Annotated in this window: 10 protein-coding genes and 1 other RNA gene; 6 read left to right on the forward strand and 5 right to left on the reverse strand. The window is 60.5% G+C overall.

All coding sequences use genetic code 11. The annotated features are described in order from the left end of the window. The first annotated feature begins 12 nt into the window (after positions 1–12). The gene (locus tag ACZ9W6_RS09750; protein ID WP_465190927.1) at positions 13–3120 is read left to right on the forward strand and encodes an efflux RND transporter permease subunit; all 3108 of its coding nucleotides are present in this window, start codon (positions 13–15) and stop codon (positions 3118–3120) included. Positions 3121–3227: 107 nt separating this feature from the next. Here ACZ9W6_RS09750 and ACZ9W6_RS09755 read toward each other — a convergent pair whose 3' ends face one another. From ACZ9W6_RS09755 to ACZ9W6_RS09775, 5 genes are all read right to left on the reverse strand, one after another. After that, entirely contained in the window at positions 3228–3833 is a 606-nt protein-coding gene (locus ACZ9W6_RS09755; protein ID WP_465190928.1) for a hypothetical protein, read from the reverse strand. A gap of 77 nt (positions 3834–3910) precedes the next feature. Next, on the reverse strand, positions 3911–4864 hold the full coding sequence (gene lipA / locus ACZ9W6_RS09760; RefSeq protein ID WP_465190929.1) for a lipoyl synthase: 954 nt from the start codon (positions 4862–4864) through the stop codon (positions 3911–3913). Further along, a complete protein-coding gene (gene lipB, locus ACZ9W6_RS09765; protein ID WP_465190930.1) occupies positions 4861–5484 on the reverse strand; it encodes a lipoyl(octanoyl) transferase LipB in 624 nt (207 codons plus the stop codon). Before lipB ends, lipA begins: the two co-directional genes overlap by 4 nt. Before the next feature lie 3 nt (positions 5485–5487). Further along, entirely contained in the window at positions 5488–5766 is a 279-nt protein-coding gene (locus ACZ9W6_RS09770) for an HP0495 family protein (RefSeq protein WP_465190931.1), read from the reverse strand. 74 nt (positions 5767–5840) lie between these two features. After that, positions 5841–6983 (reverse strand): D-alanyl-D-alanine carboxypeptidase family protein, encoded by a 1143-nt coding sequence (locus tag ACZ9W6_RS09775; protein ID WP_465190932.1) that lies wholly within the window; start codon positions 6981–6983, stop codon positions 5841–5843. A gap of 219 nt (positions 6984–7202) precedes the next feature. Here ACZ9W6_RS09775 and ilvA point away from each other — a divergent pair, with 219 nt between their 5' ends. From ilvA to ssrA, 5 genes are all read left to right on the forward strand, one after another. Further along, a complete protein-coding gene (gene ilvA, locus ACZ9W6_RS09780) occupies positions 7203–8741 on the forward strand; it encodes a threonine ammonia-lyase, biosynthetic (RefSeq protein ID WP_465190933.1) in 1539 nt (512 codons plus the stop codon). A gap of 62 nt (positions 8742–8803) precedes the next feature. Beyond that, positions 8804–9472 carry an HAD family hydrolase gene (locus ACZ9W6_RS09785; RefSeq protein ID WP_465190934.1) on the forward strand — a complete coding sequence of 223 codons (669 nt, stop codon included), beginning with the start codon at positions 8804–8806 and terminating at the stop codon, positions 9470–9472. A gap of 57 nt (positions 9473–9529) precedes the next feature. Next, complete coding sequence (locus ACZ9W6_RS09790; protein ID WP_465190935.1) at positions 9530–11062, forward strand: FecR domain-containing protein; 1533 nt, start codon at positions 9530–9532, stop codon at positions 11060–11062. Between the two features lie 2 nt (positions 11063–11064). Next, a complete protein-coding gene (locus ACZ9W6_RS09795) occupies positions 11065–12681 on the forward strand; it encodes a diguanylate cyclase (protein ID WP_465190936.1) in 1617 nt (538 codons plus the stop codon). A 41-nt stretch (positions 12682–12722) separates the two neighbouring features. Beyond that, positions 12723–13080, forward strand: a transfer-messenger RNA (tmRNA) gene (gene ssrA, locus ACZ9W6_RS09800). Positions 13081–13306 lie beyond the last annotated feature (226 nt).

The raw sequence follows: 13306 nt of genomic DNA on the forward strand, positions 1-13306 counted from the left end.
TGCGGAGGCGAGATGCGATTCATTGACCGCCTGTTAAGCAACCATCCGCTGGCCAATATCACCTTTGTCGTGGTGTTGTTGCTGGGCATCCTCAGCTATACCGGCATGCCGCGCGCGCAAGATCCTGAAATCAACTTCAACTGGGTGTCCATCATCACCGCCCTGCCCGGCGCTTCGGCCGCCGATATCGAGCAGGACATCACCTCGCCGCTGGAAGACGCCTTGCGCGGGGTGAAGGACGTCAAATACGTCTCCAGCAACAGCCGCGAGAATGTGTCGTCCATCCTGGTGCGCTTCAACGAGATCAGTGATGCCGACTTCGACAAGCGCATGACCGAGCTGCGCCGCGAAATCCAGAACAAGGCCAATACCGAGCTGCCGGCCGATGCCATCGAGCCGAAAATCATGGAGATCACCACCTCCAACGGCTACCCGACGGCGATGGTGGCGCTGACCGGCAGCGACACCGAGCTGCTACGCAGCACGGCGCGGCGCATCAAACAGGATATCGAGGGGCTGAAAGGCGTCGACACCCTGCTGACTACCGGCCTCGCTGACCCGCAGCTGCATATCGACTTTGATCCGGCAAGGTTGGCCGCAACCGGCAGCAACCCGACCCAGGTCTCGGATGCAGTGGCCAGCTGGATGAAAAATACCCTCGGCGGCCGCACCCGCGTTGCCGACAGCGAATGGCTGGTCCGGCTGGAGGGCAAGAGCAGCGACCCCGAGACGCTGGCAGCCTTGCCGGTGAACACCGCCAGCGGCCAGCAGCAGCTGGATCAGCTGGCCAGCATCGCGCGCGGCACCGAGCGCATTTCGCAGCTGGTGAGCTATAACGGCCAGCCAGCCATTCTGCTGGCCATCACCAAGGAAAGCCGCGCCAACACCCTGCAGCTGGTCGAGACCCTGCGCAGCTTTATTGCCGCAGAAAACCCCGAGCTTGCCGGCCTCGGCATGCAGCTGGCGCTGGTGGACGACCAGACCAACCCGACCCGCCACGCTATCAGCGTGATGGAAAGCAATGCACTGTTCGGCCTCTTGCTGGTGATTCTGGTGTGCTGGCTGTTTCTGGGCAGCCGCATCGCCCTGCTGGTCGGCCTTGGCATCCCGTTTGCGCTGGCTGGCACTTTTTTTGTGGTCGACATGATCGACTCGACGCTTAACCTGACCGTACTGCTGGGGGTGGTCATCGCACTGGGCATGCTGGTGGATGATGCCGTAGTAGTGGTCGAGGCGGTGTATTACCGTCTGCAACGCGGCGAGCCGGTGCGGAATGCGGTGGTCAACGGTGTCAGCGAAGTGGCCTGGCCGGTGCTGTCCTCGGTACTGACAACCTGCGCCGCCTTTTTGCCGCTGATGCTGCTGCCCGGCATCCTCGGCAAATTCATGTTCGTGGTGCCCTTTGTCGTCACCGTGGCGCTGCTGATCAGCCTGATCGAGGCGTTCTGGATCTTGCCGGTGCACATGATGGCGCTGCGCCCCGACCTGCAACGACGCACCAGCGTGCAGGTGTGGCGCGAGCGTTTCAATCACCTGCTGCGTGTGCGTTACTCGCTGCTGCTGATCAAGGTAATGCGCTGGCCCAAACTGTCGCTGGCGGCCAGCGTACTGATCATGGTCAGCGCGGTCGGCATGGTGGCCGGCGGCCTCGTCAAGCTGCAGTTCTTTGCCTTTGACCCGATCCGGCTGTTTTATGTGAATGTCGACATGCCATCCGGCGTAACGCTGCAAAAGACCCAGGCCGAGGTCGAGCGCATCGAGCGCCTGATCCGCCCCGCCCTGCAGGATGGCGACGCGCGCTCGGTGACCTCGTATTCCGGCATCAAATTCACCGATACCGAGCCGCTGTATGGCGACCGCTACGGCCAGGTGCTGGTCTCGCTGAATCCGCGCAGCGGCGATATGCGCGAATCGCCCGAGATTGCCGATGCCGTGCGTGCGCGCTTTGCTGCCTATCAGGGCGAAGCCCGGCTCAGCGTGCTGGAAATCTCCGGAGGCCCGCCCAGCAGCAAACCGATCAGCGTCAAGGTGCGTGGTGATGATTACGCCCAGCTGCGCGCCGCTACCGACGAGCTGAAGCAGGCGGTTGGCCGCATCGCCGGCATCAAGGATCTTGCCGATGATGACGTGCCCGGCCGTGGCGAGCTGACGCTGACACTGCGCCCCGAAGCACTGGAGCGCACCGGCCTGTCGGCGGCTTATATTGCACGGCTGATCCGTCTGTACGGTGAAGGAGAAACCGTGGCCAGCGTGCGTGACAAGGGCGAAAAGGTCGATGTGGTGGTGCGTGCCAGTCCGCGCACGCTCGATGATGTCAGCCAGGTGCTGGCCTACCGCATCGCCCTGCCAAGCGGCGGCGAAGTGGCACTGGGCGATCTGGTAATGGCGACCATGCGCGAATCCAAGGGCTTTATCCGCCACTATCAGCTGCGCCGCGCCATCACCATCGAGGCCAACCTCGACAAGACGCAGACCGACACCGTTGCGGCCAACAATCAGCTGAAAGCCGCCTGGACCGGCATGCAGCAGCGCTATCCCGGCGTGGATCTCGACTTCTCGGGCGAGCTGGATGACATCCAGGAAAGCCTGGATTCGATGGCCAAGCTGTTCCTGCTGGGCATCGGCCTGATCTACCTTATCCTGGCCGCACAGTTCCGCAGCTACTGGCAGCCATTCCTGATCCTCACCACGGTGCCGCTGGCCTTTACCGGCGTGACGCTGGGGCTGTTCCTGTCCGGCAACCCGATCAGCCTGTACACGCTGTATGGCGTGATTGCGCTGACCGGTATCGCGGTGAATTCGGCCATTGTGCTGATTGATGCGGCCAACGAGCGGCGCAGCAGTGGCATCAGCACCCTGCACGCTACCGTCTATGCGGCGCGCCGCCGGCTGGTGCCCATCATCATCACCTCGGTCACCACCATTGCCGGCCTGTTCTCGCTGGCCTTCGGCATCGGCGGCAAGTCACTGCTGTTCGGGCCGGTGGCATCCAGCATCCTGTTTGGCCTGACTTTCTCGACCGTGCTGACGCTGTTCGTGATACCGCTGGCCTACTATCTGGTAATGCGGCCGCGCCGCTGCAAGGCCGGCCGCTGGTTTGGCCGCACTGCCAACAGCTAGCGCAAAGGTTGGCCGCAAGCCTTGCGGCCAACCCTGATAGTCCGGCTTGGCCAGATGCTACAAGGGCGATGCCGCATGGCATCGCCCTTGTTCGTGACTTGGCAAACTCAGCCTGCGATACGCAGGTCGGTACCTTCGCTGTCGGCGACGTCCTGATAACGCAGCAGACCCGGCAGGTCAGCCGGCAAGGCGGCATGATCGCCCGCCAGCAGCGCCAGCGCCGGTATCAGCAGCAGCTGGTCGATGTTGTCGGCATTCACCGCGGCCAGATCCAGCGTGTACAGCCATTCGTCGCCATACGCCGATTCGCTCTCGTCCCACAGCAACAGCTCGCCCTTGCGCTGCCACGGCTGCCACTGGCTGGCCGGGAAGCCGACATAGGCGTCGTACTCGAAGGCAAACTCGCAGGCCCAGTGCGCGATATGCAGCACCGGCCCGAATGGCGAGCCATCGGCACGCAGCGGCACGCCATTGCCGCCCAGGCTGATCTGGATGTCCAGCCAGCCGGCGATGTATTCCTTGCGCTGCTTGGTGCGCTTGATCAGCGGCAGGCTGCTGGCCAGCGCGATCTTTGCGCCGCCCTCGCTCTGTACGCTGCGCTCGAACGGACCAGCTTTCACGCACAGCTTGGCGGCCTGTACCGCCGGCAGCAGCTGCTTTTCGATTTCCTGCTGCAGGGCGCAGGCACTGCGCCACGCTTCATTGCTGACCATTTTTCTCTCCGTACCGGCGATGCCGGCCTCTGAAATGACAACGGCGCCTTGCGGCGCCGTAAGGGTTGCGGCCAACCTTAAGCGGTTACGCCTGCTTCGTGCGCCTGGACGTCAGCATGGTAGCTGGAACGTACCATCGCGCCGACTGCCGCATGCTTGAAGCCGATGTCGTAGGCCTTGTTCTCGAACTGCTTGAACAGGTCCGGATGCACATAGCGCAATACCGGCAGGTGACCGTCAGTCGGCTGCAGATACTGGCCGATGGTGATCATGTCGATATCGTATTTGCGCATATCGGCCATCACCTCGTAAACCTCTTCGTCGGTCTCGCCAAGGCCGACCATGATGCCGGACTTGGTCGGCACATCCGGGCAGCGCTGCTTGAACTGCTGCAGCAACTCAAGCGAGTGGATGTAGTCGGCACCCGGACGGGCCTGCTTGTACAGACGCGGGGCGGTTTCGAGGTTGTGGTTCATCACGTCCGGCGGATTCTGGGCCAGGATGTCGAGCGCAACATCGAGGCGGCCGCGGAAGTCCGGCACCAGCACTTCGATCTGGGTGCTTGGCGACAGCTTGCGGATTTCGCTGATGCAGTCGGCAAAGTGCTGGGCACCGCCGTCACGCAGGTCGTCGCGGTCTACCGAGGTAATCACCACATACTTGAGGCGCAGCGCGGCTACGGTCTCGGCCAGGTGCTTGGGCTCGTTCGGGTCCAGCGGATTCGGGCGGCCGTGGCCAACGTCGCAGAACGGGCAACGACGGGTGCAGATGTCACCCATGATCATGAAGGTAGCCGTGCCCTTGCTGAAGCATTCGCCGATATTCGGGCAGGTGGCTTCTTCACAGACGGTATGCAGCTTTTGCTCGCGCAGGATCTGCTTGATTTCCTGGAAGCGCTGGCCATTCGGCAGCTTGGCGCGAATCCACTCCGGCTTTTTCAGCTTTTCGTCCAGCGGCACGATCTTGATCGGAATGCGCGCGGTCTTGTCCGCGCCCTTGTGCTTCACACCTGCCTGGTTGTCCAGTTTCATGTTGTCTCCTTCTGCACTGCCAGATTGCGCTCGAGATGAGGCAATAGTCGGGCAGCGGTTTCGGCCACGCTAAGCGCAGCGCCTTGATCCTTCAGTTGCGTGACTTTCAGCCCGGCGTAACCGCAAGGGTTGATCCACTCGAAAGGCTTGAGATCCATATCCACATTCAGGCTCAGCCCGTGGTAGACCGCACCGTTCTTGATGCGCAAGCCCAGCGAGGCAATCTTCTCGCCCGCCACATACACCCCCGGCGCATTCTCGTCGCCATAGGCGGTAATGCCCAGCTCGGCCAGGAGGTCGATCACCGATTGCTCGATGCGGCGTACCAGCTCGCGCACACCGATGCCCATGCGCTTGAAGTCGATCAGCAAGTACACCACCAGCTGGCCGGGACCGTGATAGGTAACCTGGCCGCCACGGTCGCACTTCACTACCGGAATGCTGGACGGCATGATCAGGTGCTCGGGCTTGCCGGCAAGGCCGAGAGTATAAACGGGGGGATGCTCGAGACACCACAGCTCGTCAGGGGTATCTGCCTGACGCTGATCGGTGAAGACCTGCATGGACTGCCAGGTTGGCTCGTAATCGACGAGGCCCAGATGCTTGACGAGTCGGCTCATCGCTTACAGCGCCCACTTCACCAGCGGGTGGCTGGACAGGGCACGATAGATGCTATCGAGCTGGTCTTTGGAGTGCGCCGTCACGGTAACGGTCAGCGAAGTGTATTTGCCGCTGGAGCTGTCACGTACGGTGATATGCGTCATGTCGAGGTCCGGCGCGTGTACACGCACGACTTCGAAAATGGTGGGCTGGAAATCCGGGTGGCGCTCACCCATGACCTTGATCGGAAACCGGCACGGGAATTCGAGCAGGTCTTTCAGATCGGTACTCTGGCTAGTCATGACACTTCCTGAATCAAATAATCACGGGCGACCCGTGGGCCGCCCTCTATAAAACCGCGATCAAACTACCGGACTTACCAGCCCAGCCACAGCTTGATGCTATCCCACAGCCGGCTGAAGAAGCCGCCCTCTTCCACCGCATTCAGCGCGCGAATCGGGCTTGCGTACAGCACCTTGCCGTCCAGCGACACCGTCAGCTTGCCGACTTCCTGACCTTTCTTGATCGGGGCAATCACCGGCTGCAAGGTGGTCATTTCGGCTTTCAGCTTGGCCGCATTGCCGCGTGCCACGGTGACAAAAATGTCCTTGTCAAAACCGATGGACAGCTTGTCTTCACTGCCCTTGTATACCGGCAGCGAGGAAACTTCCTTGCCTGCTTCGTACAGTTTGGGCGTTTCGAAGAACTGCAAGCCGTAGTTCAGCAGCTTGGAGCTTTCTACTGCACGCGCTTCGGGGCTGACCGCACCGACCACCACCGACACCACACGACGACCGTCGCGCTTGCTGGAGGCAATCAGATTATAACCTGCCGCGTCGGTATGGCCGGTCTTCATGCCGTCAACGTTCGGGTCACGATACAGCAAGAGGTTACGGTTTGGCTGGGTGATGTTGTTATAAGTAAATGACTTGATGGAGTAAGTCGGGTAGTACTCGGGGAAGTCATGAATGATGGCGCTGGACAGCGTCGCCAGATCGCGCACCGAGGTGTAGTGCTCGGGATTCGGCAAGCCGGTCGAGTTCTTGAAGCTGGTAGCATTCATCCCCAGACGCTTGGCCTCGGCCGTCATCATCTGGCCGAATACTTCTTCAGTGCCAGCAATCGCTTCGGCCAGCGTCACGCAGGCGTCGTTGCCGGACTGCACGATCATGCCCTTGATCAGGTCATCCACCGATACCGGGATTTTCGGATCGAGGAACATGCGCGAGCCTTCGGTCTTCCAGCCTACCGGCGACACGGTCAGCAGCTGGTCTTTCTTCAGGCGACCTTCCTTTAGTGCCTTGAAGGTCAGATAGGCAGTCATCAGCTTGGTCAGCGACGCCGGATCAACACGCATGTCCGGATCGCGGGCCGCGATGATCTGGCCGCTCTGGTAGTCAAGCAGATAGTAGGCCTTGCCGGCGATTTCCGGTACTGGCGGCACAAAGGCAGCGTGGGCAGGCAGGGTGGCAGTCAGCGTGACGGTCGCGCTTAGCAGCGCGCAAAGCATCTTTTTCATTGGCAACACGTAGGTGGGCGGTGAATTTCGGAAAAAATTGGCCTGCATTATACATGCTCTACCCCGACCGGGGCGGCTGTCAGCCCCGTCGTACTTACAGAAAACTGTTTCGGCATGTGAAGAGCATCGTGCGTTGCAGCATGCAATGCCAACGGCGCTTCCCGTGCAGACCGCCTTCCTGCTAATCTGTTCCTTCAAAATGAAAAAACTACCGACAAAGTGATCACCATGCAGAAACCCAACGACTACCTGGAGCGCATCCTCACCGCCAACGTCTACGATGTCGCTATCGAGAGCCCGCTGGATCATGCGGCCAACCTCAGCCGCCGTACCGGCAACACCATTCTGCTCAAGCGTGAAGACCTGCAGCCGGTATTCTCTTTCAAGCTGCGCGGCGCCTATAACAAGATGTCCAAGCTGACAGCCGAACAGCGCGAACGTGGCGTGATTACCGCCAGCGCCGGCAACCACGCCCAAGGCGTGGCCCTGTCTGCCGCCAAGATCGGCTGTGAAGCCACCATCGTGATGCCGGCCACCACGCCGCAAATCAAGATCGACGGCGTAACCCGCCGCGGCGGCAAAGTGGTGCTGTCGGGCGAATCGTTCAGCGACGCCTACCAGCATGCGATGAAGCTGGTCGCCGAAACCGGCAAAACCTATATCCCGCCGTTTGACGACCCGGACGTGATTGCCGGCCAGGGCACCATCGGCATGGAAATCCTGCGCCAGCACCCCGGCGATATCGAAGCGGTATTCGTGGCCATCGGTGGTGGCGGCCTCGCCGCCGGCGTGGCGAGCTATATCAAGCGCCTGAAGCCGCATATCAAGGTGATCGGCGTACAGCCGGTGGATTCCGACGCGATGAAACAATCCATCAAGGCCGGCCATCGGGTCGAACTGAAAGACGTGGGCCTGTTTGCCGATGGCGTGGCAGTGAAGCTGGTGGGCGAGGAAACCTTCCGCCTGTGCCGCGAGTTGCTGGACGAGATCATGCTGATCGACACCGATGCGATCTGCGCCGCCATCAAGGACATTTTCGAAGACACCCGCGCGATTACCGAGCCGGCCGGCGCGCTGGCCGTCGCGGCCGCCAAGGCCTATATCGAGCGCGAAGGCTGTCAGGGCAAGACGCTGGTCGCCATCAACTGTGGCGCCAATATGAACTTCGACCGTCTGCGCCATGTGTCGGAGCGCTCCGAACTGGGCGAGCGCCGCGAGGCCATCATTGCGGTGACGATTCCGGAAAAGCCGGGCAGCTTCAAGAAGTTCTGCGCCATTATCGGCAACCGTAACATCACCGAATTCAATTACCGCTTTGCCGACCCGGGCACCGCGCACGTGTTTGTCGGCGTACAGATCAGCGGTCGCGACGAGGTTGGCCGCATCATTGCCGACCTGCAGGCCAACGAGCTGGACGGCCTTGATCTGACCGACAACGAGCTGGCCAAGCTGCACATCCGCCATCTGGTGGGCGGCCATGCGCCACAGCTGAAAGACGAGCGCGTGCTGCGCTTTGAATTCCCCGAGCGTCCGGGCGCGCTGAAACGCTTCCTCGAGGCCATGCACACCAACTGGAACATCAGCCTGTTCCACTACCGCAACCACGGTGCCGACTCGGGCCGTGTGCTGATCGGCATCCAGGTGCCGGCGGAAGATCGTGCCGACTTTGCCGACTTCCTCGCCAACCTTGGCTACCCGTGGGCGGACGAAACCGACAATCCGGCCTATCGCCTGTTCCTCGGCAAGACCGTTCGTTAATCTTCATGCTGCTGCGGCCAACCTTTCAAGGTTGGCCGCATTTTGTTTTTACGGAGCCCTACATGATCAAGGCAGTCCTGTTCGACCTCGACGGCACCCTCGCCGATACCGCCCGCGACCTGGGCGCCGCACTCAACCGCCTGCTAGCCGAAGAAGGCTTGCCGCCGCAACCTTACGATGCCGTGCGCCCGATCGCCAGTCACGGCGCGCGCGGTCTGGTCAGCCTCGGTTTTGGCATTAGTCGCGAGCATCCGCGCTTTGAAGAGTATCGCCTGCGTTTTCTCGATCATTACGAACACAGCTTTGCCGACGAGACCATCCTGTTTGATGGCGTAAATACCCTAATCGAACAGCTGGACGAGCGCGGCATCACCTGGGGCATCATCACCAACAAGCCGATGCGCTTCACCGATCGCCTGGTGCCGGCCCTGCCCTTTGCCAGCACCCCGGCCGTAGTGGTCAGCGGCGATACAGTGGGCGTCCCCAAGCCCGACCCGGCGCCCATGCTGCATGCCTGCACGCAAATCGGCATCGCCCCGGAGCACTGTCTGTACGTTGGCGATGCCGAGCGCGACATTCAGGCCGGCCGCGTGGTCGGCATGAAAACCGTACTGGCCGACTGGGGCTATATTAGTGACAGCGATACGCCGGAAGCCTGGCAGGCAGATTATCGGGTCGGGCAACCATTGGACTTGCTGAGCATTCTGCCCGAGCAAGATGATGGACTTTAATCTGGCGCAATGCTTAAATTAATTAAAACAGGATATTTATAAAGACGACACACTGACATGCACAAGCCGCACGCCCTCACACTGATCGCCAGCAGCTTTTTCGGTCTGGCCCACGCCGACACCAATACCGACTGGTACTACACCGTAAAAAGCGGCGAGAACCTGTGGAGCATCGCTCGCACTCATTTGCAGAGCCTGTCCATGGTACCGGCCTTGCAACAGCAGAACGGTATTCGCAATCCGTATGCACTGCAAGCAGGCAGTGCCTTGCGCATTCCGCTTAACTGGATGAAACAGCATGTCAGCAGTGCCACCGTCAGCGACCTGGTCGGCAGCGCCGACATTGCCGGCGAAGTGCTCAAGCCGGGACAGCGTTTCAAGCTTGCCCCAGGCAGCGAAATCCGCACCGGCGCCCAGAGTGCGCTCAAACTGATTCTGGAAGATGGCAGCCTGATCAGCCTTGGCTCGCAAGCCAGACTCAAGGTGCAGACCGCCACCCACTTCCCGAGCACGGCGGCCAACAGTAATCTGCTGTTGCTGCAACAGGGCAGCGTTGAAAACATCATCCTGAAAAACCCGCTGATGCCGACGCGGCATGATATTGCCACCCCCAGCGCTGTCACCGCGGTACGCGGCACCCGCTTCCGCGTGAATATCGATCAGCCGGGCCGCTCGGCTACCGAAGTCGCCAGCGGACTGGTTGGTGTCAATGCCGGTGAAGCCGCGCAACAGCTGCAAGGCGGCGAAGGCAATGTCACTATCGCTGGCCAGCCACCGGGCAAAAGCCAGCCACTGCCGATGCCGCCAATTCTTGACGGCATTGCAGCCCTGCAAAACGAAAATCCGCCAGTACTCACCTGGCCCGAGGTAGCAGGCATGGCCGGTTATCAGGTCACCCTGACGCGGCAATCACCCAAGCGCCAGATCATCGACGACTCCGGTCGCGATCACGGCTATTACTATCCACCACTGATGGATGGCAAGTATCTGCTGGCGGTGCGCAGCCGCCAGGCCGATGGCCTGCAGGGCATTCCTGTCGAGCGAGAGTTCGAATTGCGCAGCCAGCCGGCCACACCGCTGATTGTTGCGCCGCAAGATGGCGACAAGCTGCAAGGTCGCGAAATGAACATCCGCCTGGCCGGCGAGCAAAAACGGCGCTACCTGCTGCAAATCTCGGCCAACGCCGACATGCGCGATGCCAGCCAGATTACGCTCGACTCACCCACATACCAGCATCAACTACCGGCTGCAGGCACCTGGTACTGGCGCGTAGCCACACTGGATGAACAATCCCAAGCCGGCCCATTCAGCCGGACATTTGCCATCCATGCCGAACAAGGCTTCTGGCGCGCCAGCAGACACCACCTGCTGCGCTTCAAAGGGCGCGAGTATCCGCTGGCCAAGGCCAGCTACGAGCTGCGCATCGAGAACCTGACGCGCAAGGAGGCCGATATTGTTTTGCAGTCCACCAATGCCAGCTGGGCGATGAGCGAGCCACTCTTTCCAGGCAACTACCGGCTGACAGTGCTGATCAACGGCGCTAACGGCTACGTTGGCCGCGAACCGCAACGCACACTCACCATCGACTGATCATGCCCGGCGCCCCACGCAAGCTCCCGCTACTCCTGCTGTCCGGCATCGCCGTGCTTTGCAGCCTGCTACCTTTCAACCGCCTCGAGTGGTGGTTGCAGGATCACCTGGCTTCGGCCATGGCAAACACGCCCAGCGAAGAAATCGTCATCGTCGCGATTGACGAAAAGAGTCTGAGTCGGCTGGGACGCTGGCCCTGGCCGCGCGAGCTGCTGGCCGAATCCATCACCAAGCTGCAAGGTGCACGCCAGCTCGGCGTCAATCTGGTGCTGGCCGAAGCCTCGACCTCCCCTCAATCTGACATCACGCTAGCCCAAGCCATACGCACGCATGGCAACGTCTATCTGCCCGCCATTGCCGAAAACAATAACGGTCAGCTGCAGGAAACCCTGCCCTTGCCGCAGTTTGCCCGCGCCGCCAAAGGGGTAGGCATCATTGACTACCCCGCAGACCCTGACGGCCAGATTCGCCGCACCTATCTTGCCAGCGGCATCGGCAGCGCCCACCTGCCGGCTTTTGCAGCCCTGCTTTCGGGCAACACCCCCAAAACTGACAGTCTGGTCAGCAATCTGCGCACAGCAGAATGGATAAACCGTGACGAGCGCATTCTGCCTCACCTGCTGGGCAGCACGGGCTATCCGACCATCTCCATTGTTGATGTGCTCGACAGCAGTGGTCCGGTCAGCGCGTTACAAGGCAAGACCGTGATTATTGGCGTAACCACCGGCGGGCTCGGCGATCGCTACCAAACGCCGATTCTTGGCAATGACAATAGTGTTAACGGTGTCAGTATCCAGGCAGCCACCGCACAGGCCATCCAGCAAAACAGCACGCTACAGAAAGTCAGCACGCCCATCACGGCCGCCATCATCTTTCTGCTGGCCACCGCCTGGGAAATCCTGGGCCTAAGACGGCCACGAAAACGCCAGATGTTGGCCGCACTCGCCGTCAGTGCAGCTTTGATCGCCGGCATGATGGCGCTGCAATACCTCTGGCATTACTACCTGCCTCTCGCCTCGCTTGCCCTGCTGATACCGCTAAGCAGCGTCCTCAATCAGCTGCTGCAACACAATCATTTCAAGCGACTGGCCTTCACCGACAAGCTCACTGGCCTCGCCAACCGCCACCAGTTTGACGACCGCTTCCTGTTGACCCTGCAAGAATGCCGCCACAACGAACTGCCACTCTCCTTGCTACTGGTTGATGTCGATCACTTCAAACGCTTCAACGACCACTACGGCCATGCCGCTGGCGATGATGCACTGCGCACCCTGGCCAGCGTCATGCAGAAAGTCTGCCGGCACGACAGCCTGCTGCCAGCGCGCATCGGCGGTGAAGAGTTTGCCATTCTGGCGGCAAGGCATGACGAAACCCAGGCAGAAAGGTTGGCCGCAGAGTTACGACACGAGCTGTTGAGCTTGCAGCTGCCTCACGAGAAGAGCCCGCTGGGGCGTGTTTCCGTCAGCATCGGCATCGCCAGTCAGATACCCGACAAGCAATCCAGTGCGCGAGCACTCTACGAAGAAGCCGATCGCGCGCTATACAGCGCCAAAAAGGCCGGCCGCGACAATGCCGTACTTGCCAACCGGCTAAACGAAGACACATCGCCAGCCGGCTAGCATCCACGGGCATTTCAAGTTATACTTCAATTCTCACATCTGGGGCCGACCTGGTTTCGACGGGGATTGCAAAGCGGATGAGGGCATACCGGGATTTCAGTTACCCCGTAAAACGCTGAAAATATATAGTCGCAAACGACGAAACTTACGCTCTAGCCGCTTAAGGCTGGACTCTGCAGCAGTTTGCTGATGGGCTGTGAGGGCAACCTCCGCAGAGTCACTTAACATCAGATCGTACTCAATCGGGTTACTTGGTTGGGTATCAAACTTAAGGTAACTCGCCAATATCCAGCCTGTCCGTCGGCGTGATAGCGGTTAAATCCAAATGACACGACTAAGTATGTAGAACTCTTCGTAGAGGATTTCCGGACGCGGGTTCGATTCCCGCCGGCTCCACCAAACAAACACTTCATGACGTGTCATGAAGACTCAAAAACCCCGACAGCACTAGCTTTCGGGGTTTTTTCTTTTCTCACGACGTGTCATAGCGTGTCTTGACATGCCCCCGTCTCGGGGGGCATAAAAGGGGGCATCCACACAGGGGGCACATACTGTAGCCTTGCGCGCGATTTGGCACAGTTTTGCGATTGTTTTGGCACACCGCCGATAGCCCGTTTTGCGGGGG

The organism is Vogesella lacus (assembly GCF_979366295.1).